Origin of the sequence: Burkholderia sp. NRF60-BP8 (assembly GCF_001522585.2) — a bacterium.
Lineage (GTDB): Bacteria > Pseudomonadota > Gammaproteobacteria > Burkholderiales > Burkholderiaceae > Burkholderia.
Genome location: NZ_CP013373.1, coordinates 1,458,600 through 1,475,243 on the forward strand (window position 1 = coordinate 1,458,600; position 16,644 = coordinate 1,475,243).

17 protein-coding genes are annotated in these 16,644 nt (G+C 67.7%); 12 read left to right on the forward strand and 5 right to left on the reverse strand.

Annotated elements, in window-relative coordinates; translation table 11 throughout:
• Positions 1–5 precede the first annotated feature (5 nt).
• Entirely contained in the window at positions 6–266 is a 261-nt protein-coding gene (locus tag WS54_RS20140) for a XapX domain-containing protein (RefSeq protein WP_050018056.1), read from the reverse strand.
• A gap of 274 nt (positions 267–540) precedes the next feature.
• On the opposite strand from WS54_RS20140, the gene WS54_RS20145 reads away from it, so the two are divergent.
• Entirely contained in the window at positions 541–1,227 is a 687-nt protein-coding gene (locus tag WS54_RS20145; RefSeq protein ID WP_034207035.1) for a hydrolase, read from the forward strand.
• A 66-nt stretch (positions 1,228–1,293) separates the two neighbouring features.
• Here WS54_RS20145 and WS54_RS20150 read toward each other — a convergent pair whose 3' ends face one another.
• Positions 1,294–2,217: a LysR family transcriptional regulator gene (locus WS54_RS20150; protein ID WP_059782750.1), complete on the reverse strand. Its 924-nt coding sequence runs from the start codon at positions 2,215–2,217 to the stop codon at positions 1,294–1,296.
• A gap of 98 nt (positions 2,218–2,315) precedes the next feature.
• On the opposite strand from WS54_RS20150, the gene WS54_RS20155 reads away from it, so the two are divergent.
• Genes WS54_RS20155 through WS54_RS20180 form a run of 6 tightly spaced genes read left to right on the forward strand, consistent with a single transcriptional unit; the run spans position 2,316 to position 8,022 of the window.
• Positions 2,316–2,483 (forward strand): DUF1427 family protein, encoded by a 168-nt coding sequence (locus WS54_RS20155; protein ID WP_059782752.1) that lies wholly within the window; start codon positions 2,316–2,318, stop codon positions 2,481–2,483.
• Between the two features lie 18 nt (positions 2,484–2,501).
• Positions 2,502–4,391, forward strand: coding sequence for an amidohydrolase (locus WS54_RS20160; RefSeq protein WP_108041932.1), 1,890 nt, complete (start codon positions 2,502–2,504; stop codon positions 4,389–4,391).
• Position 4,392: 1 nt separating this feature from the next.
• Complete coding sequence (locus WS54_RS20165; RefSeq protein WP_059780223.1) at positions 4,393–4,845, forward strand: DoxX family protein; 453 nt, start codon at positions 4,393–4,395, stop codon at positions 4,843–4,845.
• A gap of 26 nt (positions 4,846–4,871) precedes the next feature.
• Positions 4,872–5,786 carry a VOC family protein gene (locus WS54_RS20170; RefSeq protein WP_059780224.1) on the forward strand — a complete coding sequence of 305 codons (915 nt, stop codon included), beginning with the start codon at positions 4,872–4,874 and terminating at the stop codon, positions 5,784–5,786.
• Positions 5,783–6,481 carry a YoaK family protein gene (locus WS54_RS20175; protein ID WP_059780225.1) on the forward strand — a complete coding sequence of 233 codons (699 nt, stop codon included), beginning with the start codon at positions 5,783–5,785 and terminating at the stop codon, positions 6,479–6,481. Before WS54_RS20170 ends, WS54_RS20175 begins: the two co-directional genes overlap by 4 nt.
• A complete protein-coding gene (locus WS54_RS20180; RefSeq protein ID WP_059780226.1) occupies positions 6,478–8,022 on the forward strand; it encodes an alginate export family protein in 1,545 nt (514 codons plus the stop codon). Before WS54_RS20175 ends, WS54_RS20180 begins: the two co-directional genes overlap by 4 nt.
• Before the next feature lie 108 nt (positions 8,023–8,130).
• Here WS54_RS20180 and WS54_RS20185 read toward each other — a convergent pair whose 3' ends face one another.
• Positions 8,131–9,717 (reverse strand): acid phosphatase, encoded by a 1,587-nt coding sequence (locus WS54_RS20185; protein ID WP_034207042.1) that lies wholly within the window; start codon positions 9,715–9,717, stop codon positions 8,131–8,133.
• 223 nt (positions 9,718–9,940) lie between these two features.
• Between WS54_RS20185 and WS54_RS20190 the strand changes: the two genes are divergently transcribed.
• The 3 genes from WS54_RS20190 (at position 9,941) to WS54_RS20200 (ending at position 12,284) form a co-directional block, all read left to right on the forward strand.
• Positions 9,941–11,290, forward strand: a complete 1,350-nt coding sequence (locus WS54_RS20190; protein WP_059780227.1) for a cytochrome-c peroxidase — start codon at positions 9,941–9,943, stop codon at positions 11,288–11,290.
• Between the two features lie 125 nt (positions 11,291–11,415).
• The gene (locus WS54_RS20195; RefSeq protein ID WP_034207044.1) at positions 11,416–11,802 is read left to right on the forward strand and encodes a hypothetical protein; all 387 of its coding nucleotides are present in this window, start codon (positions 11,416–11,418) and stop codon (positions 11,800–11,802) included.
• Between the two features lie 11 nt (positions 11,803–11,813).
• Positions 11,814–12,284 carry an NUDIX hydrolase gene (locus WS54_RS20200; RefSeq protein ID WP_034207045.1) on the forward strand — a complete coding sequence of 157 codons (471 nt, stop codon included), beginning with the start codon at positions 11,814–11,816 and terminating at the stop codon, positions 12,282–12,284.
• Positions 12,285–12,422: 138 nt separating this feature from the next.
• On the opposite strand, the gene WS54_RS20205 is transcribed toward WS54_RS20200, so the two are convergent.
• Complete coding sequence (locus WS54_RS20205) at positions 12,423–14,132, reverse strand: glutamine--tRNA ligase/YqeY domain fusion protein (RefSeq protein WP_034207046.1); 1,710 nt, start codon at positions 14,130–14,132, stop codon at positions 12,423–12,425.
• A gap of 254 nt (positions 14,133–14,386) precedes the next feature.
• Here WS54_RS20205 and WS54_RS20210 point away from each other — a divergent pair, with 254 nt between their 5' ends.
• Positions 14,387–14,596: an ornithine acetyltransferase gene (locus tag WS54_RS20210; protein WP_006497729.1), complete on the forward strand. Its 210-nt coding sequence runs from the start codon at positions 14,387–14,389 to the stop codon at positions 14,594–14,596.
• A 185-nt stretch (positions 14,597–14,781) separates the two neighbouring features.
• Positions 14,782–15,330, forward strand: coding sequence for an RBBP9/YdeN family alpha/beta hydrolase (locus WS54_RS20215; protein ID WP_059780228.1), 549 nt, complete (start codon positions 14,782–14,784; stop codon positions 15,328–15,330).
• Between the two features lie 88 nt (positions 15,331–15,418).
• Here the strand turns inward: WS54_RS20215 and WS54_RS20220 are convergent, their stop codons facing one another.
• Positions 15,419–16,639: a CaiB/BaiF CoA transferase family protein gene (locus WS54_RS20220; protein ID WP_034207048.1), complete on the reverse strand. Its 1,221-nt coding sequence runs from the start codon at positions 16,637–16,639 to the stop codon at positions 15,419–15,421.
• Between the last annotated feature and the right edge of the window lie 5 nt (positions 16,640–16,644).

Sequence of the window (16,644 nt, forward strand, 5' to 3'; positions counted from 1 at the left end):
GTGGATCACGAAGGCTTGCGGTCGTTCGCGGCGCCGCCCGGCAGCGCGCCGAACATGTGCTGGCTGCACTTGGCGTCGCGCCATGCGGTGTTCAGCCGATGGCCGGACAGCATGCGCCGCGCGACCGGCAGGATCTGTTCGCCGGCCAGCATGCCGAGCAGGCCGACGAGCGCGATGACCGGCGGCGCGGGCGAGTTCACGCCGATCGCGCCGTAGATGACGCCGGCGAGGATGCCGGCGAGCAGCGAGAGGACATACGGTTTCATGGTGGTGCGCCTCGTGGTGCCCGAGCGGCGCCGGAAGGGCACCGTCAAAGTCTTGAAAGCGTATCGGGTTTGCGTGAAGAAAAAAAGGGCGGGCGGCCCCGAACGGGCATCCATTCGGGAATCGGATCGATTCCGTTTCTTGGGTGTTCGCGCCGCGCGTTTGCAGCTTAAATATTGCGGCGCGGATGACGATCCGGCGCCGACGCATTCCGGGCTCCTCCCGCTGTCGCGGTCGAGGCAGGCTCCCCTTTTCGTTCATAGGACTCCATTCGCCATGAGCAACCCGAAGCTTGAAGTACTGACGCCGCAGAACAGCCAATTGATCTTCATCGACCAGCAGCCGCAGATGGCGTTCGGCGTGCAGTCGATCGATCGCCAGACGCTGAAGAACAACGTCGTCGGGCTCGCGAAGGCCGCGAAGGTCTTCAACATCCCGACCACGATCACGACGGTCGAAAGCGACAGCTTCTCGGGCCACACCTATCCCGAGCTGCTCGACGTGTTCCCGAACCAGAAGACGCTCGAGCGCACGTCGATGAATTCGTGGGACGACCAGAAGGTGCGCGACGCGCTCGCCGCGAACGGCCGCAAGAAGGTGGTCGTGTCGGGCCTGTGGACCGAAGTCTGCAATACGACGTTCGCGCTGTGCGCGATGCTCGAAGGCGACTACGAGATCTACATGGTCGCCGACGCCTCGGGCGGCACGTCGCAGGCCGCGCACGACTTCGCGATGCAGCGCATGGTGCAGGCCGGCGTGGTGCCGGTCACGTGGCAGCAGGTGCTGCTCGAATGGCAGCGCGACTGGGCGCGCCGCGACTCGTACGACGCGGTGATGGCGATCGCGAAGGAGCATTCGGGCGCGTACGGGATGGGCGTCGACTACGCGTACACGATGGTCCACAAGGCGCCGCAGCGTACCGCGACGCCGCACGAGTCGATCCCGGCCGTACCGGCGAAGTAACGGGCCGCCGGCCGCGCTCGCCGCAACGGCTGCCGCGGCGAGCGCGTGCTGGCGGCGGTCGCGCGTTCAGGCGGCGGGCAGCGCCCACGGCGCGCGCGAGAAATGTTCGGCGAGGAAAGCGAGCAGCACCGTCACGCGTGCGGCGCGCAGCATGCCGGGCGGCGTGACGAGGTTCACGTTGATGTCCGCGATCTTCCAGTCGCTCATCACTTCCTCGAGCGCGCCGCGCTGCAGTTCGTCCCACACCAGGAATTCGGGCTGAAGCGCGAGGCCGTGACCGGCGACGAGCGCGGGCACGATCACGTCGGCGTTGTTGGAGCGAATGCGTCCGTGCACGTTCACGCCGAAGTCGTCGCCCGATGCCGCGTGACGAAAGCGCCAGTACTCGGGCGTAGGCAGGTTCGTGTAGGTGAGGCACACGTGCTGTTCGATGTCGCGCGGATGAGCGGGGCGGCCGTGCCGGTCGAGATACGCGGGCGATGCGACGAGCGGCCGGCGCACCGCGCAGAGGCGGCGCGAGCGCAGCGTCGAATCGCTCAGCTCGGCGATGCGGATCGCGACGTCGAAGCCGCCGGACACGATGTCGACGATGTGGTCGGTCAGCACGAGATCGATGTCGACGCGCGGATAGCGCTCGAGGAACGCGGGCAGCACCGGCGACAGATGGTGCAGCCCGAACGACATCGGCGCATTCACGCGCACGAGGCCATGCGGTTCGAGCGCCTGCGCGGACGCTTCGTTTTCGATCAGCTCCGCATCGGCGAGCAGGCGGATCGCGCGGTCGCGCAGCAGTTCGCCGGTCGGTGTGAGCGACAGCTTGCGCGACGTGCGGTACAGCAGCATCGCGCCGAGGCGCTTTTCGAGGCGCGCGATCGCTTTCGACACGGTGGGTTGCGATACGCCGAGCAGGTCGGCGGCTTTCGCGAACGAGCCCGTCTCGGCGACGCGCGCAAAGATGGCCCAGGCTTCGAGATCAGGAAGGTGTTGCATGGTCGGAAGGGGTGGCAGGCAAGCGAAACGGATGCGATGCGCCGCGCGCGCGGCCTCGCGATGCGGGTGATTCTAATCCGGCCGGGAGAAAAGACGTTATGGAATCGTATTTACTTTCATTGGGCGCCGGCATGCTGATCGGCGTCGTGTACAGCGTGATCGGGGTACGTTCGCCGGCGCCGCCGCTGATCGCGCTGGTGGGCCTCGCCGGCATGCTGGTCGGCGTGCAGGCCATCGCGCCGGTTCGTCACTGGCTCGGCTTCTGACCGCATCGAGGACATTTCATGAGCGCAACCGATACCCAACCCGATCTCATCCTGCACAACGGGCGCATCACGACGCTCGATCGTGCGAACCCGGTCGCGACCGCCGTCGCGATCAAGGACGGCCGCTTCGTCGCCGTCGGCAGCGACGCGGACGTCATGCCGCTCGCGGGCCGCGCGACGAAGACGAACGATCTCGGCGGCCGCGGCGTGCTGCCCGGTCTGATCGACAACCACTGCCACGTGATTCGCGGCGGCCTGAACTACAACATGGAACTGCGCTGGGACGGCGTGCCGTCGCTCGCGGTCGCGATGGAGATGCTCAAGCGTCAGGTCGCCGTGACGCCCGCGCCGCAGTGGGTGCGCGTGGTCGGCGGCTTCACCGAACATCAGTTCGTGGAGAAGCGGCTGCCGACGATCGACGAACTCAATGCAGTCGCGCCCGACACCCCGGTGTTCATCCTGCACCTGTACGACCGCGCGTTGCTGAACGCGGCGGCGCTGCGGGTGGTCGGCTACACGAAGGACACGCCGGAGCCGCCGGGCGGCACCATCCTGCGCGATGCCGCCGGCAACCCGACCGGCCTGCTGCTCGCGAACCCGAACGCGACGATCCTCTACGCGACGCTCGCGAAGGGGCCGAAGCTGCCGTTCGAGTATCAGTACAACTCGACGCGCCATTTCATGCGCGAGCTGAACCGGCTGGGCGTGACCGGCGTGATCGACGCGGGCGGCGGGTCGCAGAATTATCCGGAGGATTACGAAGTGATCCGCAAGCTGCACGACGCGGGCGAGATGACGATCCGGATCGCGTACAACCTGTTCACGCAAAAGCCGAACGCGGAGAAGGAAGACTTCGTGAACTGGACGAAGAGCGTCAAGTACCACGACGGCACCGACTACTTCCGCAATAACGGCGCGGGCGAGATGCTGGCGTTTTCCGCAGCCGATTTCGAAGACTTCCGCGTTGCGCGTCCGGACCTGCCCGAGCAGATGGAGGACGATCTCGAAGGCGTCGTGCGCGTGCTCGCGGAAAACCGCTGGCCGTGGCGCATGCATGCGACCTACGACGAAACCATCAGCCGCGCGCTCGACGTGTTCGAGAAGGTCGACAAGGACATCCCGCTCGAAGGGCTGAACTGGTTCTTCGATCACGCGGAAACGATCACCGAACAATCGATGGACCGGATCGCCGCGCTCGGCGGCGGCGTCGCGGTGCAGCACCGGATGGCGTACCAGGGCGAGTACTTCGTCGAGCGCTACGGCGCGCAAGCGGCGGAGGCGACGCCGCCGGTCGCGAAGATGCTCGGCAAGGGGCTCAAAGTGTCGGCCGGCACGGATGCAACGCGCGTCGCGTCGTACAACCCGTGGGTGTCGCTCGCGTGGCTCGTGACGGGCAAGACGGTCGGCGGCATGCGCCTGTATCCGCAGCGCAACCTGCTCGATCGCGAAACCGCGCTGCGGATGTGGACCGAGTACGTGACGTGGTTCTCGAACGAGGAAGGCAAGAAAGGACGCATCGCGGTGGGGCAGCTTGCCGACCTGATCGTCCCGGATCGCGATTTCTTCGCGTGCGCGGAGGACGATATCGCCGCCACGACCGCGTTGCTGACGGTGGTCGACGGGAAGATCGTGTGGGGGGCGGGGCCGTTCGCATCGCACGACGCGCCGATTCCGCCGGCGATGCCGGACTGGTCGCCGGTGCGCGAATTTGGCGGTTACGGCGGTTGGGGCGCGACGCAGCGCAACGGCGCGCCGTTGCAGCGCGCGGCGGCCGCCGCGATGTGCGGCTGCGCGAATGCATGCACCGTTCACCAGCATGCGCACGCGAGCGCATGGGCAAGCGCGTTGCCGATGTCGGACGCGAAGGGCTTCTGGGGCGCGTTCGGTTGTTCGTGCTGGGCGGTCTGACATGGCGACGCGCACCGCTTACGACACCCCCGCGTGGATCCGCGTGCTGCTGTCGCAGCCGTGGATCTTGCCGCTCGCGCGCCTCGCGCTGGTGTCCGCCTATTTGCTCGGCGGCGTCGCGAAGGCGCTCGATTTCGACGGCGCGGTCGCGGAACAGGCGCATTTCGGCCTGCAGCCGGCCGCGCTGTGGGCGGCGCTCGCGATCGCCGTCGAGATCGTCGGCTCGCTGTGCGTGGTGTTTCGCCGCTTCACGTGGCTCGGCGCCGGCAGCCTCGGCATGCTGACGCTGGTCGCGATGTGCGTGGCGAACGATTTCTGGAACCGTTCGGGCGCCGAGCACTTCATGGCGCTCAACAGCTTTTTCGAGCATCTCGGGCTGATCGCGGCACTCGTGCTCGCGACCGTGCTCGACGATGCGCGGCAATCGGCCGATGATGGCCGTTCCATTCGATGACGATGCAACAACCAGGACATCCCGTGATGAAATCCCTTCGTTCCGTGCTGCTCGCCGCGATGCTCGCGGGCGGCCTCGCCGTTGCGCCCGCGACGTTCGCGAAACCGCCGACGCCGCCCGCCGCAGTGCCGACGGTGGCGGTCGGCCCGCAGTACGACACGACCCACGTGTGCGTCGCGCCCGAAGACTTCGACCGCTTCACCGACAGCTTCGTCGCGACGTTCGGCGGCAAGAAGTCGAAGCAGGGCGTGTTCCAGGTCACGCCGACGCCGAGCCAGACGATGTCGCAACTCGTGCTGACACCGGTCGGCACGATCTCGGTGTTCGGCTTCAAGACGCCGATCCCGTATCCGTTCTGCGCGGAGCGCACCGGCTATCTCGTGACCGACATGGACGTCGCCGTGAAGTCGGCTCGCGAGCACGGCGCCGACGTGATCGTCGACACGTTTGCCGATCCGATCGGCCGCGACGCGATCGTCACGTGGGCGGGCGGCGTGAACATGCAGCTGTACTGGCACACGCAGGCGCCGCATTACGACGCGCTGCAGATCATCCCCGAAAACCGCGTGTACGTCTCGCCGCAAAGCGTGCGCAAGTTCGTGCACGACTTCGTCAAGTTCTCGAAAGGCAAGGTGGTGTCCGACGACCCGAAGGCGCCGGGCATCGAGATCGGCCGGCCGGACGATACCTACCGCCGCATTCGCGTCGAATCGGGCTTCGGCAAGATGACCGTGCTGGTGACGGACGGCCATCTGCCTTACCCGTTCGGCCGCGAGATGACCGGCTACGAAGTGTCCGATCTCACCGCGACGCTGAAGCAGGCGCAGGCCGCAGGCGTGACCGTGCTCGTGCCGCCGTTCGAGTCGGGCGGCCGCGATGCGGCGCTCGTGCAGTTCCCGGGCGGCTACGTCGCCGAAATCCACGCGAGCGCGGCGCGATGAAGCACGAGGACACGATCCTTGCCGCAGTGGCCGGCTTCGTCGACACGCTGAGCTTCGTCGCGCTGTTCGGGCTGTTCACCGCGCACGTGACCGGCAACTTCGTGCTGATCGGTGCGGGCATCGCGGGCTTCGGCCAGGGCGTCGTTCTGAAGCTCAGCGTGTTTCCGGCGTTCGTGTGCGGCGTGATCGCGGCGAGCCTGATCGCGCGGTCGATGTCCGCGCGGCCGGCATGGCAGGGCACGCGCGTGCTGCATGCGGTGCAGGCCGTGCTGCTGCTCGGCTTCTGCGCGGCCGGCGTGTGGGCGACGCCCGTCACGCAGCCCGACAGCGTCGCCGCGCTGGTGGCCGGCATCGTGGGCACGTTCGCGATGGGCGTGCAGAACGCGCATCCGCGCGTGATCGCCCGCGCGGGCGGCGTGCCGAATACGGTGATGACCGGCAACGTCACGCAGGCGATCCTGGATGCCGTCGACATGCTGTCGCCCGGCACGGCGGACAGCGTGCGCGCCACCGCGCGCGCACGCTTCGCGAAGATGCTGCCGGCGATCGTCGCGTTCGCGCTCGGCGCGGCGGGCGGTGCGCTCGGGTTCCGCTACGTCGGATTCCTGGCGCTGCTGGTTCCCGTCGGCGCGCTCGCGACGCTTGCGCTGCGCGCGGCGCAAGCGGCCGATGCAACCCCGCAGGCGCGCGCATGAGCGAGCGGCGGAGGGGACGCTGCGGCCCCCGCTTCGCGCGGGCCGCGCGCGTGTCGGTCGTCGCGGGACTGCTGTTCGCGGGGACCGACGCTGCGTTCGCGGAAACGGCAGCCGCGTCGTCCCCGATCATCACGCCGGCTTCGACGCAAGAACCGACGCCGGCGTCGAGCGCGTCATCGGCTTCGGCGCCGGCGTCGACGTCGGCAGCCGCCGCCGCATCGACGTGCACCGCCAAGCGGCCGACGGTGCTATTCAACCGCTGGCAGGAAGACTGGTCGGTGCTCGCGAATCCCTGCGTGCCGCATGCGCCGCTCGACGGATTGAAATACATCCCGCTCGGCAACGATCAGGTCCCCTACCTGTCGCTCGGCGTGAACCTGCGCGAGCGTCTGGAGACCAACGACGCGCCGCTGTTCGGCATCGGCTCCGCGCAATCGGATACGTACCTGATCCAGCGCGTCGAAGTGCACGCCGATGCGCACCTCGGCCGGCACTGGCAGTTCTTCGCGCAATTGCAGGACGCACGCGCGTTCGGCAAGAACACGGTGTCGCCGGTCGACCGGAACCCGCTCGATCTCGAACAGGCGTTCGCGACCTACACGGGGGCGCTCGGCGGCGGCACGGTCAAGTTCCGCGTCGGCCGTCAGGAGATGGCGTTCGACCTGCAGCGCTTCATCGCCGCGCGCGACGGCCCGAACATGCGGCTCGCGTTCGACGCGGTCTGGGCCGATTACGAATACGGAAAGTGGCGCTTCATCGGCTATGCGACGCAGCCGGTGCAGAACCGCAACGCGTCCGATTTCGACGACGTGTCGAATCGCGATCTCACGTTCAGCGGCGTACGCGTCGAGCGGCAGTCGGTCGGGCCTGGCGATCTGTCGGGCTACTGGTCGCGCTACAACCGCCGCGGCGCGCACTTCCTCGATGCGAGCGGCCCCGAGCATCGCGACGTGTGGGACGTGCGCTACACGGGCACGCAGGGCCGCTTCGACTGGGATCTCGAAACGATGCTGCAGACCGGCACGGTCGGCAACGCGACGATCGGCGCGTGGGCCGTCGGTTCGATTGCGGGCTACAAGCTCGACGCGCCGTGGTCGCCGCGCATCGCGCTGCAGGTCGACGCGGCATCGGGCGACCGGCATCCGCACGACGGCCGCGTCGGCACCTTCAATCCGCTGTTTCCGAACGGCTATTACTTCACGCTGGCCGGCTATACGAGTTACGCGAACCTGATTCACGTGAAGCCGTCCGTGACGCTGAAGCCGTCGCCGAGCCTGTCGCTGCTCGGCGCGCTGGGTTTCCAGTGGCGCGAGACGACGGGCGATGCCGTCTATCAGCAGCCGAACGTCCCGGTGCCGGGCACGGCGGGCAAGGGCGGGTCGTGGACGGGCATGTACGTGCAACTGCGCGCGGACTGGACGATCGCGGCGAACCTGATCGGCGCGGTCGAGGCCGTGCATTTCCAGGTCGGCGACGCGATCCGGCAAGCGGGCGGGCACAACGCCGACTACGTCGGCGTCGAGCTGAAGTACGGATGGTGACGCCGCCGCGCGGCATCGTGCGCCCATGAAAAAAGAGCGGCCCCGAGGGGCCGCTCTCCGTTCGAGCGAGCCGGCGGCGTGCCCGGCCCGTTCGCGATCGCGAGGCGATTACAGGTTCGGCGACAGCGTGAGCGCGTTCGTCAGGTCGCCCATCGGCTGCGCACCGTTCGCCTTCAGCGCGTCGTCGCGCTGCTGCAGGCCCGCGAGGCGCGGCAGCGAGAAGCGGCGCGTGATGAAGCGCAGGATCGAACCCGTGTCGTACTGCGTGTGGTCCACGAAACCCTTCTTCGCGTACGGCGACACGATCAGCGCCGGAATGCGGGTGCCCGGGCCCCAGCGGTCGGCATTCGGCGGCGTGGCGTGATCCCAGAAGCCGCCGTTTTCGTCGTACGTGACGACCACGACCATGTTCTTCCACTGCGGGCTGGCCTGCAGGTGCGCGATCACGTCGGCGATGTGCTGGTCGCCGGAGGTGACGTCCGTGTAGCCCGGGTGCTCGTTCAGGTTGCCTTGCGGTTTGTAGAACGCGACTTGCGGCAGCGTGCCCGCATCGATCGCCTTGATGAACTCGGCGCCGTTCGCGCCGCCGTCGAGCAGGTGTTGCGCGCGGCTCGCGGTGCCCGGCGCCTGATTCGCGAAGTAGTTGAACGGCTGGTGGTGCGGCTGGAAGTTCGGCGTCGACAGGTCGGCGCCGTAGATCACGTTCGACGTGCCGTTCTGGCTCGCCTGCAGCGCCTGGCCCCATGCGCCGCCGTACCATGCCCACGACACGCCCGCATTGGTCAGCAGGTCGCCGATGTTGGTCGCCGTCTGCGGCGGCATCGTCGACGGATTGGCCGGATCGGCGAGCAGCGGGTCGCCGCCCGTGGCCGCCTTGTTGCCGCTCGGCTGATACGCCGGCTGCATCGTGTTGACGCCGTAGAAGTCGGGCGTGAGCGCGCCGTCGTTGACGAACTTCGGCGGGCCGCTCAGCGCGGAAGCCGGCGAGTTCGTGGCCACCTTCAGCGACTTGCCGTCGGCGTTCAGCACGGCGATCTTGCCGGCCGCCGGGCTCTTGTCGGCGTTCGGGTAGTACGGTGCGCACGCGCAGATCAGGTACTGGTGGTTCAGGAACGACCCGCCGAACGCGCCCATGAAGAAGTTGTCCGCGAGCACGTACTGCTGGGCGATCTTCCACAGCGGCAGCTTCGACGGATCGGCCGTGTAGTGGCCCATCGTCAGGCCGCCTGCGTCGGTCCAGGCGGCGTACATGTCGTTCTTGCCGCCGTTGATCTGCATCTGGTCCTGGTAGAAGCGGTGCACGATGTCGCGCGTCGCGATGCTCATCGACTGGTTGAAGCCTTTCGGATCGTCGATCGCGAACGGCGCGTTCGGCAGGTTCGCCGTCATCGCCTCGGTCACCGCCGGCGTGATGCCGGTCGCGGTCAGGCCGCCCCAGATCTTCGGCAGCGTCGCCATCGTCGAGCCGTCGCGATCCTTCTGCACCGAGTTCGCGGCCGTCACGTTCTGCAGACCGTTCGCGCCCGGGAAATTGCCGTACAGGTTGTCGAAGCTGCGGTTTTCAGCGTAGATCACGACGACGTTCTTGACGGCCGACAGGCCCTGCTGCGTGACGTCGTCGCCGCCGCAGGCGGTCAGGCTGAGCGCTGCCGCAAGGGCGATCGGCGTATAGCGAATCCAGGCGTGCTTCTTCATGCGATGTTCTCTCTCATTCGTCGTTGGTCGCGTGTGGGAACCGGGTGGCGGGAGAGCCGGCGCACGAACCTCGCGGTATCGCCCGGCTGCGCGCATTATCTGGAACCGATTTGACAGCCGGGTGTAGGGGCGCTTTCAATTGACTGTCGGTCGAACGTCATTCAACGGTCACGGAACTGACATAAGCTCCGGCCGATTGCCCACCGCTACTAGAACAACGACGATGCACACCCTTCTGAAATCCTTCGCGTCCGCGCGATCGCTGATCCCCGCCGCGGCGGCGCTCGCGGTGGCCGGCACGCTCGCGGCGCTCGCCGGTTGCGACGCACGGCCCGGCACGAATGCGTCGGCCGCGTCCGTCGTCCCGGCGGCCCAGGCCGCTCCGGCCGTTCCGGCGGTCGCGCCGGCCGGCCAGCCGCAGACGCGCGCGCAGGTGTTCGAGGGCGTGAAGCAGATGACGGCGCTCGGCAAGCAGCTGTTCTTCGATCCGTCGCTGTCCGGCTCGGGCAAGCTCGCTTGCGCGTCGTGCCATAGCGCCGAGCATGCGTTCGGGCCGCCGAACGCGCTGTCGGTGCAGCTCGGCGGCGACGACATGCACCGTACCGGCTTTCGCGCGGTACCGTCGCTGAAGTACCTGCGCGGCATCCCGCCGTTCAGCGAGCACTTCCACGATTCGCCGGACGAAGGCGACGAAAGCATCGACGCGGGCCCGACCGGCGGGTTGACCTGGGACGGTCGCGTCGATACGCGCGATGCGCAGGCGCGCATTCCGCTCACGTCGCCGTTCGAGATGAGCAGTTCGCCCGCGCGGGTCGCGAAGGCGGTTCGCGCCGCACCGTATGCCGACGCGTTCCGCAAGGCGTTCGGCGACCAGGTTCTCGGCGACGACCAGGCGACGTTCGATGCGGTGCTGCGCGCGCTCGACGCATTCCAGCAGCAGCCGGCGCTGTTCGATCCGTACACAAGCAAATACGACGCGTATCTGGCCGGCCGCGCAAAGCTCACGCCCGCCGAGTTGCACGGGCTGCAGTTGTTCAACGACGAGAAGAAGGGCAACTGCGCGAGCTGCCACGTCAGCCAGCGCACGCTCGAAGGCGGCCCGCCGCAGTTCAGCGATTTCGGGCTGATCGCGATCGCGGTGCCGCGCAATCGCGCGCTGCCCGTCAATCGCGACCCGCGCTTTTACGATCTCGGCGCATGCGGCCCCGAACGCACCGACCTGAAGGGCCGCGACGAATTCTGCGGATTGTTCCGCACGCCGTCGCTGCGCAACGTCGCGCTGCGCAAGACGTTCTTCCACAACGGCGTGTATCACTCGCTCGAGGAGGTGATGCGCTTCTACGTCGAACGCGACATCCATCCGGAGAAGTTCTACCCGGTCGTGCACGGCAAGGTGCAGATCTACGACGATTTGCCGAAGCGCTACTGGCCGAACATCAACCGCGAGCCGCCGTTCGACCGCAAGCGCGGCGAGCAGCCGGCGCTGAACGCGGCCGAGATCAAGGACGTGATCGCGTTCCTCGGCACGCTGACTGACGGATATCAGCAAACGGCCGCGCCGGCCAAGCCCTAGAAGGCATTCATTGCAGCACGCATGCTATGCTCGCTCGCTGACGGGCGTGGCGCGTGCCGGAGGGCCGGTTCCCGGTTCGCCGGCATGCGCCGCGCCGTTCGATCGAACATCCAAGGAGAAAAAACATGTCGATGCGTGCATCCCTTTCCGTCGTCACGCGCGTGCTGGCCGGCGCCGCGTGCGCAGCCGCGATGCTGCCCGCCCATGCGCAGAACAACCTGAACTTCCTGAACGACACGCCGATCAGCTATTTCAGCAAGGCCGACCGCGCGTCGCTCACGAAGGCGGTCGTGCAGGCGCGCGACGAAGGCAAGGACGGCGAAACCACGACGTGGCAGAGCAGCGGCCGCGGCACGCAGATCGACGCGAAGCTCACGCCGAACACGACCGAGACGGACGGCAAGACCTGCCGCGAAGTCGCGACCGAAATCACCGCGAAGGGCCAGACGATGACGCTCAAGCCCGTCTACTGCAAGACGGCCGCGGGCAAGTGGCAGTTGCAGAAGCGCTGAGCCCGCGCGTGATGAAGCGGGGCGGCGCGCCGCGCACGGTGTCGTGCGGCGTCGTGATTCTCGATGCGGCCGGCCGCGTGTTTCTCGCGCACGCGACGGATACCACGCACTGGGATATTCCGAAGGGGCAGGGCGAACCAGGCGAGACGCCGGCCGATGCCGCGCTGCGCGAACTGCTGGAAGAAACCGGCATCGAGTTCGCGCCGGCACGGTTGCTCGATCTCGGCCGCTTCGCATACCGGCACGACAAGGATCTGCACCTGTTCGCGGTGCAGGTGGCCGAAGGCGAGATCGATCCCGAGCGCTGCACGTGTACGTCGCTGTTTCCAAGCCGCCGCGACGGCTCGATGATCCCCGAGATGGATGCGTACCGCTGGACCGTGCCGGGCGACATCGACACCTATGCGAGCCGCAGTCTCGCGCGGTTGTTTCGCACGAAGCTGCCGCTGGCGGAGCTGCATCGGCGCTTGTCCGGCGCGTGAACGGGCGCCGCGGCTTGCGCTGCCGCCCGCCGTCGTTCGGCGCACGCCCATGAAAAAACCGGCTCCAAGGCCGGTTTTTTTCATGGGCAGGCAGCGGCGGCTTGCGAAGCCGCACGCTCGCCGCGCGGAGCAGGGCCGTCAGGCCGGCTTGCCCCAGCTGTCGCGCAGCCCGACGATCCGGTTGAACACCGGCTTGCCCGGCTTCGAATCGACACGGTCTGCAACGAAGTAGCCGTGGCGCTCGAACTGCAGGCGCGTTTCCGGCGCGACGTCGCCGTTGCCCGGCTCGAGGTACGCCTGCACGATCTTCTTCGAATCGGGGTTCAGCGCGTCGAGGAAGTTCGCGCCGCCTGCGTCCGGATGCGGTTCCTTGAACAGGCGATCGTAGATCCGCACTTCGGCCGGCTGCGCGTGCTTCGCGCTGACCCAGTGGATGTTGCCCTTGACCTTGTACGTGTTCGCGCCTTCGGTGCCCGACTTGCTGTCCGGGAAGTAGTTGCAGTGCACGGCCGTCACGTTGCCGTCGGCGTCCTTGTCGAAGCCCGTGCATTCGATCACGTAGCCGTAGCGCAGGCGCACCTTGTTGCCCGGGAACAGGCGGAAATAGCCCTTCGGCGGATTCTCGACGAAATCCTCGCGCTCGATCCACAGTTCGCGCGAGATCGGGAACGTGCGCACGCCGCGGTCCGGATGATGCGGATGCACGGGCGCCGTGCAGGCTTCCTCGAGGTCTTCCGGATAGTTGTCGATCACGAGCTTCAGCGGATCGAGCACCGCGACCGTACGCGCGGCCTTTTCGTCGAGGTCGTCGCGCAGCGCGCCTTCGAAGATGCTCATGTCGATCCACGAATCGATCTTCGTCACGCCGATCCGCTCGCAGAACAGGCGGATGCTCTCCGGCGTGAAACCGCGGCGGCGAATGCCGACGATCGTCGGCATGCGCGGGTCGTCCCAGCCGTCGACGTGGCCTTCGGTGACGAGCTGCAGCAGCTTGCGCTTGCTGGTGATCGCGTAAGTCAGGTTCAGCCGCGAGAATTCGATCTGCTGCGGCAGCGGGCGCGTGAACACGCCGGCTTCCGCGAGTTCGTTCAGCACCCAGTCGTACAGCGGGCGGTGATCCTCGAACTCGAGCGTGCACAGCGAATGCGTGATGCCTTCGAGCGCATCCGAGATGCAGTGCGTGTAGTCGTACATCGGATACACGCACCAGGCGTCGCCGGTGCGGTAGTGGTGCGCGTAGCGGATCCGGTAGATCACCGGGTCGCGCATGTTCATGTTCGGCGAAGCCATGTCGATCTTCGCGCGCAGCACGTGCTCGCCTTCCTTGAACTCGCCGGCCTTCATCCGGCGGAACAGGTCGAGGTTTTCCTCGGGCGAGCGGTCGCGGAACGGCGACGGCTTGCCGCCTTCGGTCAGCGAGCCGCGGTTCGCGCGCATTTCGTCGGCGCTCTGGCTGTCGACGTACGCCTTGCCGCGCTGGATCAGCAGCTCGGCGAATTCGTACAGCTTGTCGTAGTAGTCGCTCGCGAAATACTGATGATCGACCGCGTCCTTGCGCCAGTCGAAGCCGAGCCAGCGCACCGCGTCGACGATCGAGTCGACGTATTCGACGCTTTCCTTTTCCGGGTTCGTGTCGTCGAAGCGCAGGTGGCACACGCCGCCGTAGTCGCGCGCGACACTGAAGTTCAGGCAGATGCTCTTCGCGTGACCGATGTGCAGATAGCCGTTCGGCTCGGGCGGGAAGCGCGTCTCGACGCGGCCGCCCCATTTGCCGGTGCGGTTGTCGTCGTCGATGATGTTGCGGATGAAATTGGAAGCCGCGGGGGCGTCGTTGCGTTCGGTGCTCATGCGGTTGGCGTCAGGGTTGTGTCGGCGCGTCGCGCCGGTTTAATCCTGTAATTCTACCTGACCGGGGTCCGTCCCGCGCGGCCTGCCGGTCGGGCGACGCGCGTTCGCGATGCGTACCGCAATATATCGAGTGTGTGTCGGCTGTAACACGACGTAAATCGGATTGCCGGTGCCATTCGGCTTTTCCTATGATGGCGTTACCGATTCAATGCCGCCATTCGCGATTTTTGCGTGGCGGGAGGACGCCAATAATCATGATGAAGAAGACCACTTTTCTCGTTCGTACCGCGGTGATCGTCGCGGCCCTGTCGCAACTCGGCGCATGCGCGATGACGCATACGCAGCGCAATGCCGGTATCGGCGCGGCCGCAGGCGGCGCGCTCGGTTACCTGATCACGGGCGGGCCGGTCGGCACGGTCGCCGGGGCGGCGGCAGGCGGCCTGGTCGGCGCCGGCGTACGCTGATTCACGCCGGCGCGTGCGGGCCTCGCCGGCTCGCGCGCTCGCCGGCCGGGCGTGATGCCGTTCCGTACGCGTAACGGCCCGCCCGCACACCCCTTCCGTTTTTCGACAGGCAACATCAGGGAGGAACGGGTGTGCGACACTTCGTCGACGCCACATAACGACTTCATGCGCCGACGAATCCTCTCATGAGCGACCCCCTCGTATTCGTGCTGCCGGGCTACGGCAACTCCGGCCCGTTCCACTGGCAAAGCCGCTGGGAGCGCGCCGACGCGCGTTTCGTGCGCGTCGCGATGCCCGACTGGGAGCGGGCATTCCGCAACGGCTGGTGTCTCGCGCTCGACCGGGCGGTCGAAGCCGCGCGCGGGCCGGTGCTGATCGCCGGCCATAGTCTCGGCACGCTGACCGCCGCATGGTGGGCGACCCGCTACGCGCGGCCGGCCGCGCTCGCGAAAGTGCGCGGCGCGCTGCTGGTCGCGCTGCCCGATCCCGCCGGGCCGGCGTTTCCGGCCGACGCGCACGGCTTCGGCCCGGTGCCGCACGAGCGGTTGCCGTTTCCGACCTGCGTCGTCGCAAGCAGCGACGATCCGTACGGTTCGCTCGCCTTCGCGCGCGGCTGCGCGAACGCGTGGGGCAGCACGTTCCACGACCTCGGCCCGCGCGGCCACATCAACGCCGACAGCGGGCTCGGCGACTGGCCGCAAGCGCGCGGCTGGCTCGATGCGCTCGCACGTTAGTGCGTCTGCTCGTCGTGCGCGAGTCGCGGCCGTCTGATCCGATCGTCGTCATCCGGTGCGCCGCCGCGACGCCGTCACCCGAACCGCGTCAGATCGCCTGTTTCGCCTTCAACGCCGCGATCCGCTCGTCGTCGTAGCCGAGCATGTCGCGCAGCACGTCGTCCGTCTGCGCGCCGAGCAGCGGCGGGGCCGTGCGCGCGTCGGGCGGCGTCGCGCTCATCCGGATCGGGTTGCGCACGAGCTTTACCTCCGCGCCGCACGGGTGCGGCAGCGACACCTGCATCCCGCGCGCGACCACCTGCTCGTTGTCGAACACCTCGTCGAGATCGTTGATCGGCCCGCACGGCACGCCGGCCGCTTCGAGCGCGCCGATCCAGTCGGCCTTGTCGCGCGCCTTCACCATCTCCGCGAGGATCGGCACCAGCGTGTCGCGATGGCGCACGCGCGACGGATTCGTCGCGAAGCGCTCGTCGTCGGCCAGCTCGGACCGCCCGCCGGCCTCGACGAACTTGCGGAACTGCCCGTCGTTGCCGACCGCGACGATGATCCAGCCGTCGCGCGTCTGGAACGTCTGGTACGGCACGATGTTCGGATGCGCGTTGCCCCAGCGCACCGGCGGCTTGCCGCTCGCGAGGAAGTTGGTGTTCATGTTCGCGAGCAGCGCGACCTGCACGTCGAGCAGCGCCATGTCGATGTACTGACCTTCGCCCGTGCGGTCGCGGTGCGCGAGCGCGGCGAGCACGGCGATCGTCGAATAGAGGCCGGTCGCGAGATCGGCGATCGCGACGCCGGCCTTCTGCGGGCCGCCGCCCGGCTCGCCGTCGCGTTCGCCGGTGATGCTCATGAAGCCGCCGATGCCCTGCACGATGAAATCGTAGCCCGCGCGATGCGCATACGGGCCGGTCTGGCCGAAGCCGGTGACCGAGCAGTAGACGAGATCCGGCTTCACCGCGCGCAGCGCGTCGTAGTCGAGCCCGTATTTCTTCAGCTGGCCGACCTTGTAGTTCTCGAGCACGACGTCGCTTTGCGCGGCGAGCTCGCGCACGATCTGCTGGCCCTCCGGCGTCGCGATGTCGATCGTCACCGAGCGCTTGTTGCGATTCGCCGCGAGGTAGTACGCGGCCTCGGCGGTATCCGCGCCGTCCGCGTCCTTCAGGTACGGCGGGCCCCAGTGGCGCGTGTCGTCGCCGGCGCCCGGGCGCTCGACCTTGATCACGTCCGCGCCGAAATCGGCAAGGGTCTGCGCGCACCACGGGCCCGCGAGTACACGGGTGAGATCCAGCACGCGGATATGGCTCAGGGCACCCATCGTCG

Coding starts and splice junctions, on each gene's coding strand:
- WS54_RS20155 (WP_059782752.1), top strand. CDS start 2,316: ATGGAATCGTATTTACTTTCATTGGGCGCCGGCATGCTGATCGGCGTC.
- WS54_RS20145 (WP_034207035.1), top strand. CDS start 541: ATGAGCAACCCGAAGCTTGAAGTACTGACGCCGCAGAACAGCCAATTG.
- WS54_RS20170 (WP_059780224.1), top strand. CDS start 4,872: ATGAAATCCCTTCGTTCCGTGCTGCTCGCCGCGATGCTCGCGGGCGGC.
- WS54_RS20195 (WP_034207044.1), top strand. CDS start 11,416: ATGTCGATGCGTGCATCCCTTTCCGTCGTCACGCGCGTGCTGGCCGGC.
- WS54_RS20165 (WP_059780223.1), top strand. CDS start 4,393: ATGGCGACGCGCACCGCTTACGACACCCCCGCGTGGATCCGCGTGCTG.
- WS54_RS20140 (WP_050018056.1), bottom strand. CDS start 266: ATGAAACCGTATGTCCTCTCGCTGCTCGCCGGCATCCTCGCCGGCGTC.
- WS54_RS20185 (WP_034207042.1), bottom strand. CDS start 9,717: ATGAAGAAGCACGCCTGGATTCGCTATACGCCGATCGCCCTTGCGGCA.
- WS54_RS20190 (WP_059780227.1), top strand. CDS start 9,941: ATGCACACCCTTCTGAAATCCTTCGCGTCCGCGCGATCGCTGATCCCC.
- WS54_RS20175 (WP_059780225.1), top strand. CDS start 5,783: ATGAAGCACGAGGACACGATCCTTGCCGCAGTGGCCGGCTTCGTCGAC.
- WS54_RS20220 (WP_034207048.1), bottom strand. CDS start 16,639: ATGGGTGCCCTGAGCCATATCCGCGTGCTGGATCTCACCCGTGTACTC.
- WS54_RS20180 (WP_059780226.1), top strand. CDS start 6,478: ATGAGCGAGCGGCGGAGGGGACGCTGCGGCCCCCGCTTCGCGCGGGCC.
- WS54_RS20215 (WP_059780228.1), top strand. CDS start 14,782: ATGAGCGACCCCCTCGTATTCGTGCTGCCGGGCTACGGCAACTCCGGC.
- WS54_RS20200 (WP_034207045.1), top strand. CDS start 11,814: ATGAAGCGGGGCGGCGCGCCGCGCACGGTGTCGTGCGGCGTCGTGATT.
- WS54_RS20160 (WP_108041932.1), top strand. CDS start 2,502: ATGAGCGCAACCGATACCCAACCCGATCTCATCCTGCACAACGGGCGC.
- WS54_RS20205 (WP_034207046.1), bottom strand. CDS start 14,132: ATGAGCACCGAACGCAACGACGCCCCCGCGGCTTCCAATTTCATCCGC.
- WS54_RS20150 (WP_059782750.1), bottom strand. CDS start 2,217: ATGCAACACCTTCCTGATCTCGAAGCCTGGGCCATCTTTGCGCGCGTC.
- WS54_RS20210 (WP_006497729.1), top strand. CDS start 14,387: ATGATGAAGAAGACCACTTTTCTCGTTCGTACCGCGGTGATCGTCGCG.